Source organism: Nonomuraea candida, assembly GCF_000725485.1.
In the GTDB taxonomy this organism is placed as follows: Bacteria; Actinomycetota; Actinomycetes; order Streptosporangiales; family Streptosporangiaceae; genus Nonomuraea; species Nonomuraea candida.
This window is the reverse complement of record NZ_JOAG01000015.1, coordinates 1-21826: the sequence shown is the minus strand read 5'-3', so window position 1 is coordinate 21826 and position 21826 is coordinate 1. Positions and strand designations below refer to the sequence as shown.

At 74.1% G+C, this 21826-nt stretch carries 15 protein-coding genes and 1 pseudogene; 4 read left to right on the top strand and 12 right to left on the bottom strand.

Translation table 11 applies throughout. The features are described from left to right. Positions 1 to 75 precede the first annotated feature (75 nt). The 11 genes from IO39_RS15180 to IO39_RS15130 form a co-directional block, all read right to left on the bottom strand. Positions 76 to 1473 (bottom strand): SagB/ThcOx family dehydrogenase, encoded by a 1398-nt coding sequence (locus IO39_RS15180; RefSeq protein WP_052422917.1) that lies wholly within the window; start codon positions 1471 to 1473, stop codon positions 76 to 78. Positions 1474 to 1529: 56 nt separating this feature from the next. Next, on the bottom strand, positions 1530 to 3791 hold the full coding sequence (locus IO39_RS15175) for a TOMM precursor leader peptide-binding protein (RefSeq protein ID WP_052422916.1): 2262 nt from the start codon (positions 3789 to 3791) through the stop codon (positions 1530 to 1532). Between the two features lie 97 nt (positions 3792 to 3888). Next, positions 3889 to 7071: a type 2 lanthipeptide synthetase LanM gene (locus IO39_RS15170; protein WP_043622401.1), complete on the bottom strand. Its 3183-nt coding sequence runs from the start codon at positions 7069 to 7071 to the stop codon at positions 3889 to 3891. 1 nt (position 7072) lies between these two features. Continuing rightward, positions 7073 to 9844: an ATP-binding cassette domain-containing protein gene (locus IO39_RS15165; protein WP_052422915.1), complete on the bottom strand. Its 2772-nt coding sequence runs from the start codon at positions 9842 to 9844 to the stop codon at positions 7073 to 7075. Further along, positions 9841 to 11976: a cysteine peptidase family C39 domain-containing protein gene (locus tag IO39_RS15160; protein ID WP_043622398.1), complete on the bottom strand. Its 2136-nt coding sequence runs from the start codon at positions 11974 to 11976 to the stop codon at positions 9841 to 9843. Before IO39_RS15160 ends, IO39_RS15165 begins: the two co-directional genes overlap by 4 nt. 91 nt (positions 11977 to 12067) lie before the next feature. Beyond that, complete coding sequence (locus IO39_RS15155; protein WP_157548351.1) at positions 12068 to 12784, bottom strand: biotin/lipoyl-binding protein; 717 nt, start codon at positions 12782 to 12784, stop codon at positions 12068 to 12070. Further along, a complete protein-coding gene (locus tag IO39_RS15150; protein WP_043622391.1) occupies positions 12781 to 13086 on the bottom strand; it encodes a hypothetical protein in 306 nt (101 codons plus the stop codon). Before IO39_RS15150 ends, IO39_RS15155 begins: the two co-directional genes overlap by 4 nt. A 94-nt stretch (positions 13087 to 13180) precedes the next feature. Next, complete coding sequence (locus tag IO39_RS15145; RefSeq protein ID WP_043622386.1) at positions 13181 to 13480, bottom strand: hypothetical protein; 300 nt, start codon at positions 13478 to 13480, stop codon at positions 13181 to 13183. Between the two features lie 142 nt (positions 13481 to 13622). Continuing rightward, positions 13623 to 14402: a sensor histidine kinase gene (locus tag IO39_RS15140; protein WP_043622383.1), complete on the bottom strand. Its 780-nt coding sequence runs from the start codon at positions 14400 to 14402 to the stop codon at positions 13623 to 13625. A gap of 459 nt (positions 14403 to 14861) precedes the next feature. Continuing rightward, positions 14862 to 15194, bottom strand: a complete 333-nt coding sequence (locus IO39_RS15135) for a hypothetical protein (protein WP_043622380.1) — start codon at positions 15192 to 15194, stop codon at positions 14862 to 14864. A gap of 182 nt (positions 15195 to 15376) precedes the next feature. Continuing rightward, the gene (locus IO39_RS15130) at positions 15377 to 16033 is read right to left on the bottom strand and encodes a TetR/AcrR family transcriptional regulator (RefSeq protein WP_052422914.1); all 657 of its coding nucleotides are present in this window, start codon (positions 16031 to 16033) and stop codon (positions 15377 to 15379) included. Between the two features lie 182 nt (positions 16034 to 16215). On the opposite strand from IO39_RS15130, the gene IO39_RS15125 reads away from it, so the two are divergent. The 4 genes from IO39_RS15125 to IO39_RS15110 are packed head-to-tail and all read left to right on the top strand — an operon-like array spanning position 16216 to position 21546. Then, positions 16216 to 17439, top strand: coding sequence for an oxygenase MpaB family protein (locus IO39_RS15125; protein ID WP_043622372.1), 1224 nt, complete (start codon positions 16216 to 16218; stop codon positions 17437 to 17439). Between the two features lie 49 nt (positions 17440 to 17488). Beyond that, positions 17489 to 18706, top strand: coding sequence for an oxygenase MpaB family protein (locus IO39_RS15120; protein ID WP_043622369.1), 1218 nt, complete (start codon positions 17489 to 17491; stop codon positions 18704 to 18706). After that, a complete protein-coding gene (locus tag IO39_RS15115) occupies positions 18703 to 21054 on the top strand; it encodes a molybdopterin cofactor-binding domain-containing protein (protein ID WP_052422913.1) in 2352 nt (783 codons plus the stop codon). Before IO39_RS15120 ends, IO39_RS15115 begins: the two co-directional genes overlap by 4 nt. 15 nt (positions 21055 to 21069) lie before the next feature. Beyond that, the gene (locus IO39_RS15110) at positions 21070 to 21546 is read left to right on the top strand and encodes a (2Fe-2S)-binding protein (RefSeq protein ID WP_043622366.1); all 477 of its coding nucleotides are present in this window, start codon (positions 21070 to 21072) and stop codon (positions 21544 to 21546) included. Between the two features lie 60 nt (positions 21547 to 21606). On the opposite strand, the pseudogene IO39_RS56030 reads toward IO39_RS15110, so the two are convergent. Continuing rightward, positions 21607 to 21826, bottom strand: a pseudogene (locus tag IO39_RS56030) (gfo/Idh/MocA family oxidoreductase); the annotation flags it as partial.

Here is a 21826-nt window from a genome sequence, read left to right as displayed (position 1 = left end):
CCTCTCACTCGCCACGATCCCGGCTCCGGGCGCGGCCGGGCAGATGCAGACGACACCACCCGGCCATGACGGACATCACGAATCGGACCCCGCGGGCGGCCCGCCGATGAGGAAGTCCCCGACCGACGACTCGGTCGCCCAGTCGAGGCCGAAGGTGCGGGCGGCCAGGTCGGAGTCCCCGCTGCCGAGGCCGCAGGGCGACAGTCCCATCGCGGTGGCCACCAGGTAGAGCGTCTGGTAGAGCACGCCCGCGGTCTTCAGCGTGGCGGCGTAGGCGACTCCGGAGTACTTCCACGACATGCGGCCGAAGCGCGAGGTGAAGGTGATCAGCACCTGCGGGTCGGCCGTCCCGCCGGTGGCCAGGCTCGCCGTGTCCAGCATCGCCCGCGCGTCCTCGGGCCTGGCCGGCAGCCGGACGAGCCGGTGGCCGAGCGGGTCGTAGTGGTAGACGCCGCTGTCCAGCCCTTCGCAGCGGGCGACGGTCAGGTACAGCTCCAGCTCGTAGACGGCGCCGCCGCCCGGGTAGGGCCGGCTGCTGGCCTCGTACGGCATGCCGGGCTGCGGGGGGATGACCCGCCGGACCCTGGCGGCCCGGTAGAGCAGCTCGCCGAGCTGCCGGAGCGTCGGCGGGCCGGCGTACTGGCGCACCGACCTGCGTGACTCCAGCACGGTCGTGAACGGCGGGTCGGCCGCGGCGGCCTCCGCCAGGCAGGGCGCGTGCAGCTCCACGACGGCGCCCTCGGGCGGACGCCTGACCGCCGGCTCCGGCGGCGTCACGTCCAGGAAGCGGAAGGTCGCGCCGAACGGCTGGTCGTGCCGGCCGGAGCGGCTGCGCGCGTGGAAGAGCAGGTCGTGGAAGTCCCACCCGCGCAGCGCCGGGTCACGCTCCTCGGCGTCGCCCACCACCGCCATGCCGGCCGCGACCAGGTGGCCGATCGCCTCGGGCGCCTCCTTCACCAGGACCGGCCGGCCGAGCGCCGCCAGCAGCGGCATGGCCTCCTCCGACAGCGTGACGCGGTGCCGCGACAGCGGCGACTCCAGCACCAGCCCCCGCTCCGCCCTGCGCACGAACGCGAACCGCGACAGCCGCACGGTGTCCTCGGGCGCGAGCGCGGGCGGCTCGAACCGGGCGTCGCGGACGATGGGCACCACCCGCAGCAGCGGCTCGACCGCGTGCACGAGCACCGGGTGCAGCCGTGACAGCGCCAGGTAGAGCAGGGCGGCGTCGTGGCTGCCGCCGCCCGCCGCGAGCAGCCGCTCGGCCAGGTCGTCCCGGCCGGCCAGCGTGCCGGGCAGCTCGCGCAGCAGCGCCGCGACGGACGGCGGCAGGCCGCGCAGGCCGACCGTGCCGAAGGGCTGCGCGATGGTGAGCAGGCCGTCCGCGGACTCGACGGCCGCGTCCGCGCGCAGGCCGACCATGGGCAGGGGCGCGGGCCCGCCCATGGCCGCGCCGCTCGCGGGGACGCCGCTCACTGGAACGCCGCTCACTGGAACGCCGCTCACTGGAACGCCGCTCACAGGAACGCCGCTCACAGGAACATCGTGATGGGGTTCATCTGCTCCTCCGGGGTGGGCTCGGCGAGCCAGCCGAGCCGTACGGGCACGTCGTACAGGCGGCCGGGGGCGAGCCGCCGCCAGAAGTGGCGCATGCCGGGGACGATGACCTTGACGACCGGCAGGCCGATGTCGGGCCGGGTCTGGTCGAGCACCAGCATCTCCATCCCGCGCTCCTCCACCAGCGCGCGGGCCGCCTCCACGTCGTCGAGGAGGTCGCCGGTGGCCGGCCGCGCGTACGCGGACGCGGGCACGGACGCCCCCGAGGGCGACAGGTACGGATGGTCGGCCATGCGGGCGTTCGCCCACCAGTCGACCTGGTCCTGCTCCGGGAACCGGTACCGGGTGACGCCGTCCGGGCCGACGTCGATGACCGCCGGGATGAACTGGTTCAGCTCGGCCAGTGCGCGCTGCACGGCGATGCGCACGTCGAAGTGGGCGCCGAAGGCCATGAGGATGTCCTCCGACGGCCCGTCCACGCGCCGGCTGATCGCGGCGGCCACGGGGACGCCGAGGTCGTTGGTGAGGTCGAGCACGTGCAGGTCGCGCCCGAGACCGGCGTAGACCTCCTGGAACTCGGCCATCCACGCGTCGCCGAAGGTGGCGAGGTCGAAGGCGGGCCGGCGCACCCGGTTGTACCACCACACGGCCACCGCGTCCCGCTCCACGAGCTCCATGAAGCCCTGCACGACCGCGTCCTCCAGGGAGGAGCCGGCGGCGTTGCCGTTGGAGTCGGCCCAGGCGTAGAGCGGGCCGGTGGCGTGCAGGTCGTTGTAGTAGTAGTACAGGTAGCCGGTCGGCAGGTACTTGTGCCGCCGCTCGGTCAGCGACCACACCGGCGTCCACTCGATCGCCGCGTCCTCGTCGAGCGGGTCGTTGACGAACGCGTAGCCGGAGGTGGCCGCCAGCGCCGTGCGGGTGCGATATTGGGTCTCGCTGTAGAGCGAGCAGGCGTTCGGGTGCAGCGCGTCCGCGCCGAGCTGCCGCAGGCTCGCCCTGATGCGCGCCTCGTCCCCCTGGAAGACGCCCGAGTAGCGCTCCATCGCCTCGCACATGGCGCTGACCTTCGCCTGCAGGTCGGTCATGCCCTTGCCGGCGCTCTGGGTGCGCAGCCCCCTGCGCAGCGAGGCGAGGTTGTGGACCTGCCGGGAGAAGTTGTGCCCCGCCATGTACGCCTTGACGAAGGGCGTCTTGGTGTCCATCCTGGCCAGGTCGCGGATGACCCCGGTGACCGGGCTGACCAGGTGGGCGTACCTCTCGGCGGTGTCCTCCGGGTGCCGGGAGCGGTGGCCGCCGTCGGCGGTGAAGGTCTTGGGCCGGGGGCGCAGCACGACCGGTGACCGCGCCGCCGCGGCCATCAGGCCCGCGTCGCCGCACGCGGGGCACTGCGGCCTGCGGCGCAGCGCGTGGCGGGCGGTGTCGAGGCGCAGGGTGTCGATGGTGACCACGTCACGCTGCCACGGGCCGCGCAGCCCGGCCAGCCACTTCACCGCCTCGGCCGCCACCAGCCGCGCGCCCGCGCCGCGGGTCAGCGGCAGGTCGGCGGCGGGCAGGGCCAGCGGCCTGCTGCCGCGCAGCCTGTCCTCCAGATACGTCAGCGACTGCCGGTGCCCTTCGAGCCGCTGCGACAGGCACCGCCAGCAGCCGCCGTCGTCGTCCTGGCCGGGGCGGAAGACGGGGCCCAGCCAGAGCACGGGGCCGGTCGTCCTGGCCAGCAGCCAGGGCCGCCCCTCGGCCAGGTGCCGCCGGTTGATCTCGGCCAGCTCGCCCCGCATGTAGTCGTCGGTCAGCACGACGGTCAGCGCCGCGTCCTCGCCGGGGCCGGTCACCTCCACCCCTTCGGCGGCCAGCAGGTCGCGCAGCTCGCCGGCGGTCACGTCGCCGACGGTGAGCACCTCCGCCCGCCCGCCGCGCACCGACGCGGTCACCGCCCGGGCGTCGAGCCCGGCCATCTCCCAGTAGGCGGCCGAGGCCCGCTCCACGTCCTCGGTGACGTCGACCAGCAGGTCGCGCCGCCGCAGCGTGTGCAGCACGTAGTAGACGTTCTCGGGCGGGATGTCCGGCTCCACCGCGACCAGGATGTCCCGCACGGTGTGCTTGCCGTCGAGCAGGCCGGCCACCGCCTCGATCGAGCGGCCGGTGAGCACGTGGGTGTCGCGCTCCGAGATGAGGTAGACCCCTTCTCCCTCGATGACCTCGACCCGGTAGTGGCGGCGGAAGGATGGTCGGGCGTCCATGGCGTTCCTTTCGATCAGTGCACGAGCCGATCAGTGCATGGGGCGGGTCAGCGCATGGGGCCGGTCGGTGCATGGGGCCGGTCAGCGCGTGGGCCGGTCAGTGCACGAGGCGCAGGGAGGCGACCTGGTCGTCGGCCAGCCGCAGCAGGGTGAGCCCCGCCGCGGCGAGCCCGTCGGTGGCCGACAGGGTGAGGCGGTCGGCCCGCCGCCGGTCGGCGAACCAGCGGCCGGTGTGGTCGCGGCGGCGCAGCAGCTCGGCGGCCAGCTCCCGGGCGGCCCGCTCCAGCGCCCCGTCGCCGGTCAGGCGGGCGGTGTGCAGGGCCACCTCGGCGTCGACGACGAGCCGCGCGCAGGACCGCCCGGCGTCGGCCGCGCAGTACCTGGCCACCCGCTCCCGCAGCGCGCCCGGCACCTCGCCGGTCAGCAGGTGCGCGGTGGCGACCGCGGCCAGCAGCGAGCCGGGCGTGTCGAGGGCGAACCGGTGCGCCAGCAGCGGCGCGGCGGCCGGTCCGGTCTCACCCAGCGCGGCGGCGCTCGCGGCCAGCGCCCACACCAGCCCGTCCGTGCCCGCGGGCACCCCGTCGAGCGCGGGCAGCCCCGGCGGGTACGGCGCCCGCGCCGCGTCACCGGCGGCCAGCTCGGCCAGCAGCTCCTCGTGCAGCCGCGCGGCCAGCGACTCGGCCGCGGGGACCGGCGACGCGGCGGCCTCGCGCAGCTTGTGCAGGGCGAGCAGCAGCCCGGCCCGGCCCAGCACCGGCTCGGCGGAGGTCGGCAGGGAAAGCTGCTCGGCGGCGAGCGGCACCAGCGCCGCCGCCCGCTCCACCAGCCGGGTGTCGGACAGCGCCGCGCCGCACCGGCTCAGCGCGTAGACGGCCGCGCCCAGGCCCACGAACGCCCCGACGGGCGCGAGCGTCCCGCACATCCGGCGGTACAGGCCCGACCGGGTGGACAGCGTCGCGAACTCGGCCGCGGCGTCCAGCGCGTCCTGCGCGGCCGTCCAGTGCGCGGGTGCGCCGGTGTTGGCGTACAGCTCGGCGAGGAAGACCGCCAGGCCGGCGGTGCCGGTGAGCAGGTCGCCCTGGAGCGGCTCGATCTGGTCCAGGCCGTGCGCGGGGTAGGTGACCACGCCGATCCAGCCGTACCGCTCGCCGAGGGGGTCGCCCGCGGGCCTGCCCAGCGTGACGGCGGTGGCCAGCACCTGGTCGGCCAGCTCGCCGGCGCGGGAGAGCAGCGCCTCCGCCGCCGGCTCCTCCCGCCGGCCCGACAGGTCGTAGACGTACTGGCCGATCTCCCGGATCGTCCGCGGCCGGGGCCCGGGACCGGGGAACGAGGCGGGCAGCGCGCTCGCGCCCGTGAAGTCCAGGCAGGTCTCCAGCACGGCCAGGTGCTCCTCCACCGGGAACCCCGCCAGGTCGGCCACCCGGTCCTGGAGCCGCTGCCAGGCCGTGCCCGCGAAGTGCCCCGGGATCTCGACGCCGTCGGGCGTGAACACCGAGTCCGAGCCCGGCCGGGAGACGAACAGCGGGACGTCCATCCGGCGGAACGCGTCGATCTCCTGCTCGACGAGCTCCAGGATGTCCTCGCGCCCGGGGTCGCGCCGCAGCGTCTCGCGGGCGCTGCGGAACAGGTGCGCCAGCGTGACCTCCCTGGCCATCCCGTCCACCAGCGCCCCCGGGCTCACGCTCATGTTCAGCAGCTCCATGCAGTCCCAGGTGCTGCGCCAGATGTAACGGACCGGCGCGTCCTCCAGCAGCGCGAGCGGGCCGCGCGGGTCGGCCAGCAGCTCCCGGTTGCGCACCAGGCAGTCCTGCATCTGCCGGTAGCCCTCGGCCACCTCGTCGGCGTACCGGCTGGGGTCGGCCAGCTCGCCCGCCCCCCACGTCGGCCGGTACGGCGGCGCCTCCCAGCCCAGCGGATAGCCCGCCGGGTTCGCCGCGACCTGCTCCTGCAACCCGGCCATGCAGCCGATGTCCTGCGCCTGGACGCCGCCCGCGATCACCCGGGGGAAGCTGATGACGGCGGTCTTGGCCACCGTCTCCTCGACCTTCCCCCACAACGACTGGATGCGGTCGCCGATCAGGGCCGGCTTGCCGATGCGGGCCTGCAGGACGTTCTCCAGGTCGATGAAGACCGGCGTGTCGCCCTTGGCGACCAGGTTGTCCGCCCACAGGTCCCGGCACTCCAGGAACTGGGCGAGCCTGGCCAGCATGCCCAGGCGCGTGTAGTAGCGGCGCACGCCGTCCTCGCCGGTGGCCGGCTCGGAGGTGACGTACTCCTCCCAGCCGTAGCCGTCGCGGCAGATCACCGCGCGGGTGTGCAGGGGGAGCGGCAGGCCGTGGTTGTTCAGCAGGGTGCACACGTCCATCAGCCCGACCACCGAGCGCAGGTCCTTCGGCTTGTAGACCACCCGCTCGCCCGAGGCGAACGTGAGCAGCGTGACCACCCTGCCGTGGTTGTGCGGGTCGCCCGAGTCGCCGGAGTACCCCGTGACGGGGCCGGGCGCGGTCCAGCCCCACAGCGTCCTGCGCAGCTCCGGCAGGTCGGCGCGCAGCCGGTCGAACAGCTCGTGCACCACGCGCCGCCACTGCAGGCAGGCCATGCCCATCACGTACGCCAGCCCCGGCAGCGTCTCCAGCCGGTCCAGCCAGCCCGACCGGCTCACGTCCAGGCCGGGGCTCTGCAACCAGGCGGACACGTCGTTGGCCGTGCCGGCGAGCTGCGACTCGAACGCGAAGCCGGCGAAGCAGACCTGCGTCAGCCGCTCGACGAGCTGGCCCGCGACGTCCTCGCACGCCTCGGGCGTGACCGGCACCCCGCGCACCGTGCCGTCCTTCATGTCCACCAGCCGGTCCACCGCGCGCCGGAACGCCACGAACGGCGCCCCCGGCCGCCCGCACGCGGGGTCGGCCGCGGCCGTGGGCGGCTGGGCGAGCAGGAAGTCCACCAGGGCGTAGCCCCAGTCGGGCAGCCTGCGCGGATCGGCCAGCCGCACGTCGATGAGCCCCGCGCCGAGGTCGCGGCCCGAGCGCCTGCGGTGGTGCAGCAGCGCCCGCTTGGCGTCCTCGTCGTCGCCCACGGCGGCCTTGAGCCAGCGTTTGACCCGCTCGGACGCCTGGCGCGGGCCGCGTCCCGCGACGGGGACGAAGAACTCCCCCGACACGCGCTCGGGGAAGGGCGCGGCCGCGGCCAGCACGGCGATCAGCCGCTCGTCCCCGCCCGGGACCGCGAGCAGGCCCTCGCCCTGCGCTTCGGCGTACCCCGCGGGCATCGAGACCGTCATCTCATACCTCCTGTCGGCGGACCATGCGGGCGAAGAGCCGGCACTCGTCCATCAGCTCCTCGAAGGGGCCGTCGGCGACGACCCTCCCCTGGTCGAGCACGTAGATCCGATCCGCCGACCTGATGGTGCTCAGCCGGTGCGCGATCACGATCCGGGTGACGTCCAGCTCGGCGATCCTCCGGCTGACCAGCGCCTGCGTGTGGTTGTCCAGCGCGCTCGTCGCCTCGTCGAGGATCAGCACGCGCGGGCGCTTGACCAGCGCCCTGGCGATGAGCAGCCGCTGGAGCTGGCCGCCGGAGAAGGACGCGTTGTCCTCCCCGACGACGGTGTGCAGGCCCATCGGCATCGCGGCGATGTCGCCGTCGAGGTCGGCCAGGCGGGCCGCCCGCCAGGCGTCCTCCTCCGTCGCGCCGGGCACGTCCCCGACGATGTTCTCCAGGATCGAGCCCCGCAGCACCCTGGCCTGCTGCATCACCACGCCCACCTGGGCGCGCACCCGGCGCAGGTCCAGGTCGCGCAGGTCGCCGCCGTCATAGAGCACCTGGCCGGTACGCGGCGGGTCGAAGCCCAGCAGCAGCCGCACCAGCGTGGACTTGCCCGCGCCCGACGGGCCCACCACCGCGACGAACTCGCCCGGCCGGAACACCATCGACACGTCGTCGAGGATCCGCGTCGCGGTGCCGGGGTAGGCGAAGGAGACGCCGCCGAGCCGGACCAGCCCGCTCAGCTCGCCCGGGTCCTTCGCGCCCGGCGCCGTCTCCGGGGCCCGCTCCAGCACCGGGCGCAGCCGTTCGAACCGGGGCAGGAGCGCGAAGGCCGCCTCCACCGCCCGGTTCATCTGGCCCAGCGCGAGCACGAACTGGCCCAGCGCCACGGCGGCGATCACGAAGGAGCCCGCCGGGACCTGCACGGCCAGGCCCGCGAGCGCGAGGAGCAGCAGCAGCGCCGGCTGCGCCGACGCGCCGATCGCCGCCGACACCGCCCGCTCGCGCTGGGCCGCCGCCGCCGTGCGCTGCTGGACGGCGAACAACCGCGCCCACAGCCCGAACACCTGCGCCTCGCGGCCCGCGACGTGGATCTTGTCGATCGCGCCGTAGCAGGCGTACAGCAGGGAGTAGACCTTCCCGTACTGCTCGTGCATGACCAGCTCGTGCCGCTGCTGGCGGACCGCCCGCCCGGCGAGCACGGCCAGCAGCGCGCAGACCCCGCCCATCGCGGGCAGGGCCAGCCGCCAGTCCACGAGGACCAGCACCACCAGGCCGAGCAGCGAGAACATGCCGCCCAGCAGGGAGTTGACCGCCGCCTCGCCGAGCGCCTTGCGCATGTCGGCGATGGCGTTGGCGCGCTGGACCAGCTCGCCGGTGCTGTACTGGGTGAAGAACGGCAGGTCGAGCGAGAGCAGCCGGCTCCACACGGCCGGTTCCAGCCGCTCCTGCAGCCGCCCGTGCACGCGGACGAGCACCGAGTTGCGCACGGCCAGCAGCAGCGTGCCGGAGCACACCATGGCGGCGATGAGCACCGCGATCCAGATCGTGGCCGGCCGGTCGGCGGGGTTCGCCGCCGAGTTCAGCAGGCTGAAGGTGAACAGCGGGACGCCCAGCGCGAGCAGCGCGGCGGCGCCGCCGGCCCCCAGCAGCCAGCCCAGCTCCCTGCCCGCGCCGCGCAGGCCGAACCTGAGCAGCGCCAGCGGCGAGGTGAGGCCGTCGCCGAGCGGCGGGTAGACCTGCCACGCGTCCGGCGCCAGCGCGGCGGCCACCGGCTCGGTCACCCTCCTGGACGGGCCGGCCGCCGGGTCGGCGGCCAGGTAGCCGCCACGGTGCGGCAGCAGCGCCACCGGGCGGCCGCCGTCGCGGGTGAACCCGACCATCGGCACGGTGGCCCGGCGCCACCACCGCCCGTCGAGCCGCACCCGCCGATACCGCACCCGCGCCGCGTCCAGCGCCGCCCCCAGCGGATCCCCGGCCACCGTCCCGCCGCCCGCCACTGTCCCGCCGCCCGCCACTGTCCCGCCGCCCGCCACCGTCCCGCCGCCCGCCACCGCCGCCGACGGGCCGGCGTCGGCGGCCGGCAGGGGGTCGGTCAGCGTGAAGCCGCAGTGGCCGGCGAGGGTCTGGACCACCTTCGCGGCGTGCTCGGCGCTCGTCCTGGGGCGGCCGGGGGAGGGCGGCGCGCCGGCGGCGACCGCCACGTCGTCGAACGAGCGCCGGAGCGTCTCGCCCGTGGCCGCCGCCCTGGCCGCCCGCCAGTTGTCCCTGTCGGCCTCCTCCGCCTCGGCCAGCAGCAGCGCCTGCGCCAGCGCCCGCCGGTGCAGCGCGCGCAGCTCGCCCTCGCCCGTGCCGTCGTGGTCGCCGGGGCGGCGCAGGCGGCGGGTCCAGGCCGTCAGCGTGCCCGCGTCCCTGCGGACCCGGCGTACGGAGGCGCCGTGGGCGGGGGAGGCCAGCACGGTGTAGCCGCGCGGCAGGTCGGTGGCGGCGAAGCCGTGCATGACCTGCCCGCTCTCCACGCGGACGACGCGGCGCCTGGGGCCCTGGCCGTCCACGGGCGACAGCAGCACGTCCACGAAGCCGCTGACCACGCGCCAGCAGGCGTAGGGGTCGATCAGCTCGATCTCGCTGACGGGGTACCCGCTCATGACGCCGCCTTCACCGCGCGCGCCGGTCTCCCCGGTCCCGCCGGCCTTGGTGGTCTCGGTGGCCGGGCGGCCGGAACGGTCGCGGCCCTCGGCGGGCGGGTGGCCGGTCGGAGGGGTGTCGCCGGTGGGGTGTGCGTTCATGCGGCTTCCTCGACGAGCGTGCGGTAGAGGCCGGGCTCGGCGATGAGCTCGGCGTGCGTGCCCCGCTGGACGACCTCGCCCCGGTCCAGGACGAGGATCAGATCGCTGTCGCGCACGGTGCTGAGCCGGTGCGCGATGACCACGCACGTACAGCCCCTGGCCTTGAGGTTGGCGTCCACCAGGGCCTCGGTCTCGGCGTCCAGCGCGCTGGTGGCCTCGTCCAGCACCAGCACCGAGGGGGAGAGCGCGAGCGCCCGGGCGATCTCCAGGCGCTGCCGCTCGCCGCCCGACAGGTTGCGGCCCCGCTCCTCGACCCAGCCGCCCGACAGCCCGCCCCTGCGGTGCACCACGTCGGCGATGCAGGCGTCACCCACCGCCCGGTGCAGCCGGTACGCGGGCACCGTCGGATCCCACAGCGTCAGGTTGTCGGCCACCGTGCCCTCGAACACCTGCAACTGCTGCTCCACGTAGCCGATCGAGGTGGAGAGCGTCTCCCTGGGCGTCTCGTCCCTCGGCACCCCGTCGAACCTGACCTGCCCGGACCACGGCGTGACCGCGCCGGTGAGCAGCCGGGCGACCGTGGACTTGCCGCTGCCCGTACGGCCCACGACGGCCACGCGCTGGCCGGGCTCCGCCCGCCACGACAACCCCCGGATCACCGGCCCGTGCTGGCGGTCGTAGCCGAAGGTGACCTCGTCGAACTCCACCGCGCCGCGCAGGCCGCCCGCCGCCGCCGGGGCGCGCGGCGGCTCGGCGTGGCGGGGGTCGGGCTCGGCGCAGAGCGCGTCGTCGAGCATGCCGGTCTGCGCCACCGCGATCTGCGTCTCCGCGCCGATCCCGACCAGCGAGGACATCGGCACGAGGAAGGCGCCGACGAGGAGCTGGGCCGCGATGACGGTCTCCATCGTGACCTCGCCGCGCGCCATCAGCACCGCCCCGGTGATCACCATGGTGGCCCCGGCCAGCGAGCCGAGCGCGGCGGGCACCACCATCAGCGCCTGCGTGATCCGCATGAGCTCCTGGGCCGCCGACATGGTCCGCGCCGACAGCCCCGCCCACTTGGCGAAGAACCAGCCCTCGGCGCCGTCCGCCTTCAGCGACTCGGCCATGGAGACGCCGTTGAACGCCATGCTGTCCCTGCGGTGCTCGTCGAAGAGCAGCCGCTGCTGGTGCGGCGCCGTACGCCGGCTGACCGCGCGCATCGCCGCCAGGTTGACCGCCGCCAGCAGCACGGCGACCGCGGCGAAGGCCGGATGGAAGGCGAACAGCAGCGAGACGTGCACCGCCATGGTGAGCAGGGCCGCGACGGCGGCGGCGACCCGGTCCGACAGCAGCAGGGCCAGCCCCGCGCCGAAGGACGTCCTGGTCACCAGCCCGCCGATCTGCCGCCGGTGGAAGTGGTCGCCGGGCAGCCTGAGCATCCGCCACAGGTAGCGGCCCGACAGGTCGGCGGCCATCGCCAGCTGCACCGCGCCGAGCAGCCGCTGCTGCGCCCAGGTGCCGGCCAGGGTGAAGCCGACGCAGCCGAGCAGCCCGAGCAGCACCGGCGCGGACCAGGCGGTGCTGCCCGCGACCAGCACCTGGCCCAGCAGGAGCCGGGTCAGCAGCGCGGTGACCGCCGCGGGCAGGGCCAGCATGAATGCCATGACGGCGATGGCCAGCAGCGACGACAGGTACGGCCGCACCTTCGCCAGCGCCGAGCGGGCCATGGGCAGGCGCTGCCCGCCGGGCGTGAAGTTCTCGCCGGGGCGCGGCACCAGCACGATCCCGCTGAAGCGGCGCCGGAACTCCTCCCTGCTCAGCCGGATGCGGCCCACGGCGGGGTCGTTGAGGTAGGCCCACCGCTTGCGCATGCCCTCCAGCACCACGTAGTGGCGCTGGTCGACGAAGATCATCGAGGGGACGGGGAAGGTCTCCAGCTCGTCGGCCGCCGCCCGCCAGCCGCCGATGGTGAAGCCGTACTCCTCGGCCGCCGCCTTGAGCCCGGCCCCGGTGAGCCCGTCCCGGCCCACGCCGCAGCGCTCCCTGATCTCGCGTACGGGGACGCGCAGGCCGTGGTGGGCGAAGATCGTGCTCAGGCAGGCGGGCCCGCAGTCGGCGTCCTCCATCTGCGGCCGGCGCTCGGTGCGCACCGGCCGCGTCCGGCCCGCCCGCCCGGTCCTGCCCGCACGTCCTGTCCTTCCTGTACGCCCGGTCCGCGCGGGCTCCGTCCCGGTCGTGTGCTCAGCCACGGCGGCCTCCGGAGAACAGCGCGTCCACCGGACGCCGGACGGCGACCGTGATCTCCCCCGACACCGGGGTGAGAGTCGCTCCCGGCCAGGCCGGCCGGTCGAGGTCCACGGTCACCAGGTGCCGCCCCTCCGTCCGCGGGTCCGCGCCGAACAGCGGGCGCAGCGCCTCCGCCGAGGCGGGGTACGGCTCGACCGCGCTCACCCGGCCCCGCAGCCCCGTGCCGCCGAACGTGACGGCCTGGCCGGGGGAGAGCAGCGCGAGGCGGTCCCGGCCGACCAGGAGCAGCGCCCGCAGGGGGCCGCCGGCCGGGTCGATCGCCGCGACGGCGCCGCCCGCGGCCAGGGTGGTGCCGGGGGCCGCCGTGCGCAGCACCCGGCCGGCCGTCGCGGCCCGCACGACCTGCCCGCGTCCCCGCGCGCCGGCCAGCACCGCCAGCGGCGTTCCCGGCGTCACCTCCTGGCCCACGCGGACCAGGACCTCGGCCACGCTGCCCGCGACGGGCGCGGCGGCCGGCACGGGACCGGCGCCGGCCACCAGCACGCCGTCGCCGGCGACCACGTCCCGGACCTGTCCCAGCCACGCCCAGCTCGCGGCGCAGGCCGCGAGCAGGACGAGGGCGACCGCGGCGAGCCACGCCTTGGTCCGCACCGTGGAGACGAGCTCGTCGATCCGCTCGCCTCCTGGCGCCTCCACCGCGGTCATGGTCATCGCTGGGCCCTCCCGGGCGTGTAGAGGCAGAAGCAGAGGCTGAGCAGGCACGGCGGCGGCGGGGGCGGGGGCGGTGCCGCCGCGGACCCGGTGAGGACCTCGATGACGAGCTCGGCTCCCGGCTCCGGCGGCAGCTCGGGGGCGGGCGCCCCGTCGGACAGCCGCAGGTCGTACTCGGCCAGGACCGAGAGGGGCTCGCGCTCGTACCGGAGCCTGAAGTCCGCGTCGAGCCACGACCTCGCCGTCAGCTCGCCGAACGCTCTGCGCTGGGCCGTGTCCCAGCCGATCGTGTCCACAGTCATCACAGATCCTCCCGCCGCGGTGGTGTGAGATGCTTCTTCCGGTGGGGTGGTGGGCATCTGGACTGCCCACCGCTCCGCCGGGACGTACCAGTCGTCAGGTGCTCTGCGCGCCGGAGAAACATCCGGTCGGGCAGCTCACGGTGCCGATCGTGCCGAGCGCTCCGCCGGCGGACGATTCGAGGCTCTCCAGGTCGATGGCCTGGCCGGGGTGGTCGGGCAGGCCGGGCGGGGGCAGCTCGCGCGGCCAGTCCACGCCCGCCGCCGCGAGGGCGGCGCGCGGGTCCCGCTCGAACTCCCGCCTGAGCGACTCGTCCGACCACGCCTGCGCCACGAATCTGGCCAGCCGCGTGCGGAGCTCGGGGGAGAGCGTGGGATCTTCCGGATTTTCTGGCATGGGGTCACCTCTTCGGTGAGAGGCCCCGGGGGCGCGGGTTCGCGCTTCCGGGTGGATCAGAGTGGCCGTCTACGAGATCCAGATTCGTCATCAGCGGCAAATGCCGCCAGAAACAACTAACACCGACGTATCGTGACGTTCATCATTTCTGGTCACCGGGCTTTTCCGAAGGGAGCCGCTGCTCCCGATGCGCGAAACCGCGCATCTCTCTCTGGGACTCGCGGGTGATGTCGAGCAGGGTGTTCAGCTCTTTCCTGACGATCTCGGCGTCGCCGTCCATGCCGGCGACCACCCTGTGGCCCTGCTCGGCGATGGCGTCGAGGCGGCTGCCCAGAATGCCCTCCAGCTCGCGCATCGCCCGCGCGCGCTGCGCCGCCACCTCGGCCTTGGCGAACTCGATCCTCGTCAGGTAGAGGATGCGCGCCGTCTCCGCGAAATGCGTCAGGCCCGCCAGCGGGATGGCCGCCACGGAGACGGACAGGGTCCAGGACAACCCGCCGGCCAGGTCGTCCCCGAGCAGGATCGACTTGACCGTCTCGGCGACGGCCACCAGCAGGAAGGCCGGCACCGGGTACGGCCTGGGCAGGACTCCCAGCGCCATCGCCGCCAGGAACACGCCCGAGGCGGCCCACCACTCGCCCAGCGCCGGGAGCGGCAGGTAGACCAGCAGCGCCATGACCCCCACCGCCCACCGGTGCCAGGGGCCGCGCGGGCCGGTGCAGCCGGCGGCGATGTAGAGGGCGACCACCGCCGCCGCCAGGACCAGCGCGGGCACGCGCCGGGGGAGCGGGGTCTCGATGTAGTACGCGATCGTGGGGCTGATCAGGTAGACGGCGAACGCCGCGATCGCCGTACGGCCGAGTCGCACCGCCGGTGGCGTGCGGGCCGCCACCTTCGCGCCGGGAGCCCCTGTCTGGGTCACAAACGGATCATGACAACCGATCCGGGTCAAGGCAACGCGTCATCGATGCCTTTTCACAATGCTCGCTTTTCGGAAGTCTTTCGCACCGGTCCACCGCGTGTCGTTAATCGCGGGGATGGTTGATCCCGCAAAACACTGATCCCGGGGATCATCGCCCCGGGACCTCTCCCGCCTGCGCGAAACGACTCGGCCCCGCCTTCCCCCGGCCGTGCGGCTTCGGGCCCGCCCTTCCTCGGGTCCGTCTCCGCCCCGGCCGGGGAGGCGTCCGCTCTCCCGGCCGGGGACGGGCGAAGGAGACACCCGGTGGCGGCGGGCCACCGGGTGCCACGACGGGGCCTGGGGGCGCGGCGCCCGGACGGCTCCGTCGATCCAGACCGGGACCACGGGCCGGGACCACGGGCCGGGGCCACGGGCCGGGGCCACGGGCCGGGGCCACGGGCCGGGCGCGCCCCCGAGGCGTTACTCCACGCTCGCGCCGCAGCCGAAGGTGGCGGCGGTGAAGGCGCAGCCGCCGATCGTGCTGACCGAGCTGGCCGAGCCCATGCAGCCGTCGGCCGGGGCCTCGGTGCCGGCCGCGACCTCCAGCTCCTCGATGCTGAACTCCCCGGCGGGCTTCGGGGGCAGCGGCGGCGTGGCGACGCCCTCGGGGTAGGCGATGCCGTACTCGGCCAGCATCTGGCGGGGCTCGCGGCCGTAGCGGGTCTTCACCTCGTCCGCCGACCACGCGGCGGCGATCAGCCTGGCGAACTTCTTGCGATCTTCGTCACCGAGAATGTAGAGGCTTTCGGCCATCGGGCCACTCTCCTTCCGCCTCGGCTCGCAGCCGAGATCCGACGGGAGTGGCAGCGGGCATCTGGACTGCTCGCTGCCCCTGGTTGCAGCTCAAGCCTCGCCCGCCACGCCCCGCGCCGGTAGAAACAACTAACACGAACCCCCTGTGATAACTGTCATGTGACGCCTCCGAGGGCCGCCGGTCAGGCGGGCGGGGCGGGTGGGGTCAGCATGGGGACCAGGAAGCGGCGGGCGATCGAGGCCAGTTGCGCGTCGTCGTCGAGGTCGACCACGTCGCCGGGGATGGCCAGGAACGAGGCCGAGATCCGGACCATCAGCTCGGCCACGAGCTCGACGTCCAGGTCGCCGGAGACGTTGCCGGCGCGCTGCTCGCGGCGGAGCTGGCCGGCGACGAACCGCCGCACGGTGGCCAGCGTCCGGCCGCCGTCGGCGATCATGGAGGGGACCAGCAGATCGGGCTCGGCCTCGATCAGCCCGCCGATCAGCGGGTTGCCGCGGATCGCCCGCAACGAGCTGACGAAGCCCAGCACGACCCGGTCGGCGGCGGTGCCGGCCTGCTCGATGTCGATCAGGAACCGGTCGAAGTAGCGGCGGAACTCCCGCCGCACCACGTGCTCGACCAGCGCGTCCTTCGTGGCGAAGCGCCGGTAGACGGTGATGCGCGAAACCTTCGCCCGCCGGGCGACGTCCTCCATCGTGGAGCGCCGGATGCCCATCCGGCAGAACTGCTCGTATGCCGCGTCGAGGATGCGCTCCCGCGCCTCGTCGAGGTCGCCGACCTGCTCGACGGCATCGAGGTAGGCGCGCTCCAGCAGCGACTCCGAGTCCGCCGGCGCCATGAATCCGGACAGCGCAGATTCCACGCTCACCTCCTGTAGTGATTCTGCCCCAAACACCAACAGTGGCCGCCGCGCTCTTGTGATGCGGGTCACCTTGTGCTCTGATGCTGATACGCGGCATCGCAGCTTGTTTCACCGTATCAGAAGCGCTCGTGGCCTCGGCCAGAAGGAGGAACGGCGGCATGGGTGAACTCAGCAGGCGCAACATGTTGAAGGCGGGCGGGGCGCTCGGCGCCCTCGGCGCGCTGACCATCGCCACCCCCGCGCAGGCGCTCCCGGCGTGGACCTGGTCGCCCCAGGGCTCGGTGGCGGGCGCTGGCGCGGGGCTCGACCCGCGCTGGGTGTGGGACGAGGAGGCCGACCCGCTGGTCGCCTCCATCCTCGACCGCGGCGACGTGCCCCGGGTCAACGAGTTGTTACGGACCTGGACCAAGAACGGCCAGCCGCTCCCGGCCGGCCTGCCGGCGGACCTGCGCGACTTCATGGAGCGGGCCAGGCAGCTCCCGTCCTGGGCCGACCAGGGCAAGCTCGGCACCGTCGTCGAGTTCAACAAGAAGCGCGGCCTCTACCTCGGCCTGCTGTACGGGCTGGCCAGCGGCATGATGAGCACCGTCATCCCCAAGGAGGCGCTGGCGGTCTACTACTCCCAGGGCGGCGCGGACATGAAGGACCGCATCTCCAAGACCGCCAAGCTCGGCTACGACATCATGTCCGCCAACGCCTACCGCCCCGACGGCGAGATGGTGGTGACCTGCGTCAAGACCAGGCTGGTGCACGCGGCCGTACGGCACCTGCTGCCGCAGTCCCCGCACTGGTCGGAGGTCGCCGAGGAGGAGATCCCGATCAGCCAGCGGGACATGATGGTCACCTGGCACAGCCTGCCCACCACCGTCATGCAGAAGCTGGTCGCCTGGAAGGTGCCCATCCCCGCCGCCGAGTCGGAGGCGTTCCTGCACTCCTGGCAGCTGTGCGCGCACATGCTCGGCATCAAGGACGAGTACATCCCCTCGTCGTGGGCCGAGGCCGACTCCCAGGCCGAGCAGGTCCTGACCCCGGTGCTGGCGCCGACGCCCGAGGGCGTCAAGCTGGCCGACATCCTCCTCAACCTCGGCTCCGAGGTCGACGCCGGCATCCTGTCCAAGCCCATCCTGGGCGCGTTCACGCGGTTCATGCTCGGCAACGAGATCGCCGGCTGGCTGAAGATCCCCAGGGAGCCGGTCTGGGACCCGCTGCTCCGGCTCTCCTGGAAGCCGTTCATCGCCGTCCGCGAGGGGCTGCTGCCGTTCCCGCTGGCGCCGGAGGCGTACTGGCTCTTCGACGAGTTCCTGCGCAAGGCCGCGCTGCTCTTCCTGTCGGAGGCGCGGCCGATCAGCATCGAGATCCCCGACAGCAACCGCCCGTCCTGACCGGGCCGTTGCCTCGCAGGCCGATCACCGTGGAAAGGGGTTCACCGGCATGGCGGAACTGAGCAGGCGCAGGATGCTGCTCTCGGGCGGGGCCCTGGGGGCGTTCGGGGCGCTGGGGATGGCCTCCCCGGCGCGGGCCCTCACCGACTGGACCTGGGCGCCGAGCGGGTCGGTCGCGGGCTCGGGCGCCGGCGCCGACCCGCGCTGGGTCTGGGACGAGGAGGCCGACCCGCTCCTCGCCTCGCTGCTCGACGGCGGCGCGATCCCCGAGGTCAACCGGCTGCTGTGGGACTGGACCCGCAACGACCAGCCCCTGCCGGCCGGGCTGCCGGAGGAGCTGCGCGCCTTCATGGAACGGGCGCGCCGGCTCCCGCCCTGGGCCGACCACGGCAAGCTGGAGCTCGCGGCCCGGTTCAACAAGGCCAGGGGCATCTATCTCAACCTCTGCAACGGGGTCGGCGGCGGCATGCTGGCCACCGCCATCCCCAACGAGGCCCGCGCGGTCTACTACTCCAAGGGCGGGGCGGACATGGAGGACCGCGTCGCCAAGACCAGCATCTTCGGCTTCGCCGTCGGCGCGCTCGACGCCTACCGGCCCGGCGGCTCGTGCGTGGTCGAGTGCGTCAAGACCCGCCTGGTGCACGCCGCCGTACGGCACCTGCTGCAGCAGTCGCCCCACTGGGGCGGCGACATCCCCATCAGCCAGGAGGACATGCTCGTCACCTGGCACACCCTGCCGACCTTCGCGATGCGCAAGATGCGCGAGTGGAAGGTGCCGATCACCGCCGCCGAGGCGGAGGCGTACCTGCACGTCTGGCAGGTCACCGCGCACCTGCTCGGCATCAGGGACGAGTACATCCCCGCCACCTGGGACGCCGCCGAGGCCCAGTCGGACCAGGTCCTGCCCCGCAACATGGGGCCGACGCCCGAGGGCGTGATCCTCACCGACATCCTGCTCGACCAGCTCGCCGAGCAGACCAGCCCCGGCAGCGTCAGCAGGCCGCTGTGCAATTCGCTGGCCCGCTACCTCGTCGGCGATCAAGTGGCAGACTGGGACGGCATCAGGCGCGAGCCGGTGTGGGACCCGCTGATCAGGACCGTCTGGCCGGCGCTGGTGAAGTTTCGAGAGGGGCTGATCCCGTTGCCGCTGGTGCCCGAGACCGCCTGGGTCCTCGACGAGGCCGTACGGAAATACATCCTCTTCTACCTCACCAAGGGCAAGGAGACCAAGATCGAGATCCCGACGACCAACCGCCCCGGCTCATGACCGGCGGCGAGCACGGCGGTGAGCGCGGCAGTGAGCGCGGCGGGGCGATCGGGCGGCGGCGGTTCCTCGGCTACGTGGTGGCGGCCCCGACCCTGGTGACCGCTGCCCAGCTCGTCCCCGCCCAGCTCGTCCCCGCGCGGCCGGCCGCCGCCGCGGCGCCGCCCGTGCCGGAGCAAGCGCCGGAGCTCGTGCCGGAGCTCGGTGACCTGCTCGACCTCAACGACCTGATGACCGCGGCGGCGCTGCCGACCTCGGGCCTGATCTCGGTCGGGATCGGCGGCGACGGCACGGTGTCGTTCGCGCTGCCGCGGGCCGAGGTGGGGCAGGGCATCACCACCTCCACGGCCATGCTGATCGCCGAGGAGCTGGCCGTGCCGCTCGACCGCGTGCGCGTCACGCTCGCCGACGCCCGGCCGGAGCTGCTGTTCAACCAGCTCACCGGCGGCTCCAACACCACCATCTCGACCTACACCCCGATCCGCGTCGCCGCCGCCGTCGCCAGGCTCCGGCTGCTGGAGGCCGCCGCGGCCGAGCTGGGCGCGCCGGTCGCCGGCCTGACGCTGAAGGCCGGGGTGATCACCGGCCCGTCCGGGCGGTCCATCGGCATCGGCGCGCTCGCCGCCAGGGCCGCGAGCGACACGACCATGCGGGTGCGGGTCGAGCTCGCGCCGCGCGAGAGCTTCACCGTCATCGGCCGGCCGCACAACCGCGTCGACGCGCTCGACGCGGTGACCGGGCGCAAGAAGTTCGCGATGGACCTGGCCGTGCCGGGCGCCAAGCCGACGATGGTGTGCCGCCCGCCGACCATCAACGGCAAGGTCGGCTCGGTGGCCAACCTCGCCGAGGTGCGCGCGATGCCGGGCGTCACCGACGCCGTGGTGATCTCCACCGGGGTGGCGGTCCGGGCCGACACCTTCGGCCAGTGCATCGACGCCGTACGCGCCCTGAAGGTCTCCTGGCGGCCCGGCACCGCCGAGGGGAAGTCCGACGCGTCGGTGCTGCGCGAGCTGGAGGCGGCGGAGCTGCCCCTCGGCATCAGGCCGCCGACCCCCTTCGTCGAGGGCCGGTTCACCTTCGCCTTCCGCAGCAACAGCGCGCTGGAGCCCAACTGCGCGATCGCCGACGTGCGGGCCGACCGCGCCGAGATCTGGTCGGCGCTGAAGTCGCCGATCGTCGCCCAGCAGGCCATCGCCGCCATGCTCGGGCTGCCGGTCGGCCGGGTCACCGTGCACGTCACCGAGGGCGGCGGCTCCTTCGGCCGCAAGCTCTTCTTCGACGCCGCGATGGAGGCCGCCGAGGTGTCACAGAAGCTCGGCAAGCCGGTCAAGCTCATGTGGCACCGCGCCGACGACTCCCGCCAGGGCCGCACCCACCCCATGGCCACCTCGCGCGTGCGCGCCGCCTACCTCGGCGAGACCGTGCTGAGCTTCCAGCAACGCCACACGAGCGTCTCCACCGATCTCGGCCACGGGCTCGGCGAGATCATCACTGCTCTGGCCGCGCGGCTGCCGGTGGCCGACGCCGGGTTCGCGCAGACGTTCTTCCATCTCAGCCAGTCGATGCCGTACGCGTTCGGGGTGAGCAGCCGGCTGCTCAGCGAGACGGACAAGGGCTTCAACACCGGCAGCATGCGCAACGTCTACTCGCCCGACGTCACCTGCGCCCGCGAGCTCATCGTCGACCAGCTCGCCGCGAGGATGGGCAAGGACCCCTACCGGTTCCGGCACGACCGCCTCGGCGACGCCCGCTCCCGCGCCGTGCTGGCCAAGGTGGCCGAGGCCGGCGCATGGGGCCGGCCGATGGCGCCGGGCACCGCGCAGGGCATCGCGCTCCACGGCGAGTACAAATCGGTCAGCGCCGCCCTGATCGAGATCGACTGCCGGCCCGAGACCGTCAACCGCCCCATCCGCGACGGCGTCACCGGGCCGCGCGTCACCAGGGCGGTCTTCGCCGTGGACGCCGGCCTCGTCGTCAACCCGCGCGGCCTGGAGGCGCAGATGATGGGCGGCATCATGGACGGCATCGCGCTCGCCCTGACCGCCGGCCTGCACCTGCGCGACGGCCATTTCCTGGAGGCGAGCTGGGACAACTACTTCTACACCCGGCAGTGGAACACCCCGCCCGAGCTGCGGATCATCATCATGCCCAGCACCTCCGACCGGCCGGGCGGCGCGGGCGAGCTGGCCGTGGCCGCCTCCATGGCCGCCGTCGCGTGCGCCTACGGCCGGGCGACCGGGACGATGCCCACCGGCTTCCCGATCAACCACGCCACCCTCTCCTTCACCCCCAAGCCCACCGTCCCGCCCATCCCCCCGTCCCCGGCCGACGGCCTGGACCACGCCCGCTGAGACCGAGGAGCGCGAGTGCCCGAATACACCTTCCGCGTCAACGGCGCGCAGGTCACCGTCGACGTCGCCGGTGACGTGCGGCTGCTGTGGGTGCTGCGCGACCTGCTCGGCATCACCGGGCCGAAATACGGCTGCGGCATCAACGTCTGCAAGGCCTGCACCAGCCACCTCAACGGCAAGGCGGTCAACCCCTGCGCCATCCCCGTCTCGGCGCTCCGGCCGACCGACGAGGTCACCACCATCGAGGGGCTCGCCGCCACGTCCGGCCAGGACCTGCACCCGATGCAGCGGGCCTGGCTGGAGCACGACGTCGCCCAGTGCGGCTACTGCCAGCCGGGCCAGATCATGGCCGCCGTGGCGCTGGTGCGCCGGGTCGCCGCCGAAGGCCGCGAGATCACCGACGCCGACCTCGACGGCCTGCGCAACATCTGCCGCTGCGGCACGTACTTCCGCATCCGCGAGGCCATCAGGGCCGGCGCCGAGAACATGTGAGACCCCGCCCGGTACGGCCCTGTGGCCTCCCGGCCGGGCCCGGCGGCCTGCCAGGCGGGGTTACTCCCCGAAGTAGGCGGCCAGGTCCGGGTCGAGCGGCGGCACCTCCAGCGGCACTCCTCCCGAGCGCAGTGAGGCGGTGGCCTGGATGCCGGCCGCCACGCTCATCCGGGCCGCGACCGGGGAGGTGTCGGTGCGCCCGCCCGTGCGGACGAACGCGAAGAACTCGGCCAGGATCCGCGGGTCCGCGCCGCCGTGCCCGCCCGCCGGGCGCGGGATC

Excerpts from the sequence above, each read along its gene's own strand:
- IO39_RS15135 (WP_043622380.1), bottom strand. The coding sequence starts at position 15,194 with ATGGCCGAAAGCCTCTACATTCTCGGTGACGAAGATCGCAAGAAGTTC.
- IO39_RS15125 (WP_043622372.1), top strand. The coding sequence starts at position 16,216 with ATGGGTGAACTCAGCAGGCGCAACATGTTGAAGGCGGGCGGGGCGCTC.
- IO39_RS15145 (WP_043622386.1), bottom strand. The coding sequence starts at position 13,480 with ATGCCAGAAAATCCGGAAGATCCCACGCTCTCCCCCGAGCTCCGCACG.
- IO39_RS15155 (WP_157548351.1), bottom strand. The coding sequence starts at position 12,784 with ATGACCATGACCGCGGTGGAGGCGCCAGGAGGCGAGCGGATCGACGAG.
- IO39_RS15130 (WP_052422914.1), bottom strand. The coding sequence starts at position 16,033 with ATGGCGCCGGCGGACTCGGAGTCGCTGCTGGAGCGCGCCTACCTCGAT.
- IO39_RS15150 (WP_043622391.1), bottom strand. The coding sequence starts at position 13,086 with ATGACTGTGGACACGATCGGCTGGGACACGGCCCAGCGCAGAGCGTTC.
- IO39_RS15175 (WP_052422916.1), bottom strand. The coding sequence starts at position 3,791 with ATGGACGCCCGACCATCCTTCCGCCGCCACTACCGGGTCGAGGTCATC.
- IO39_RS15165 (WP_052422915.1), bottom strand. The coding sequence starts at position 9,844 with ATGAACGCACACCCCACCGGCGACACCCCTCCGACCGGCCACCCGCCC.
- IO39_RS15115 (WP_052422913.1), top strand. The coding sequence starts at position 18,703 with ATGACCGGCGGCGAGCACGGCGGTGAGCGCGGCAGTGAGCGCGGCGGG.
- IO39_RS15120 (WP_043622369.1), top strand. The coding sequence starts at position 17,489 with ATGGCGGAACTGAGCAGGCGCAGGATGCTGCTCTCGGGCGGGGCCCTG.
- IO39_RS15170 (WP_043622401.1), bottom strand. The coding sequence starts at position 7,071 with ATGACGGTCTCGATGCCCGCGGGGTACGCCGAAGCGCAGGGCGAGGGC.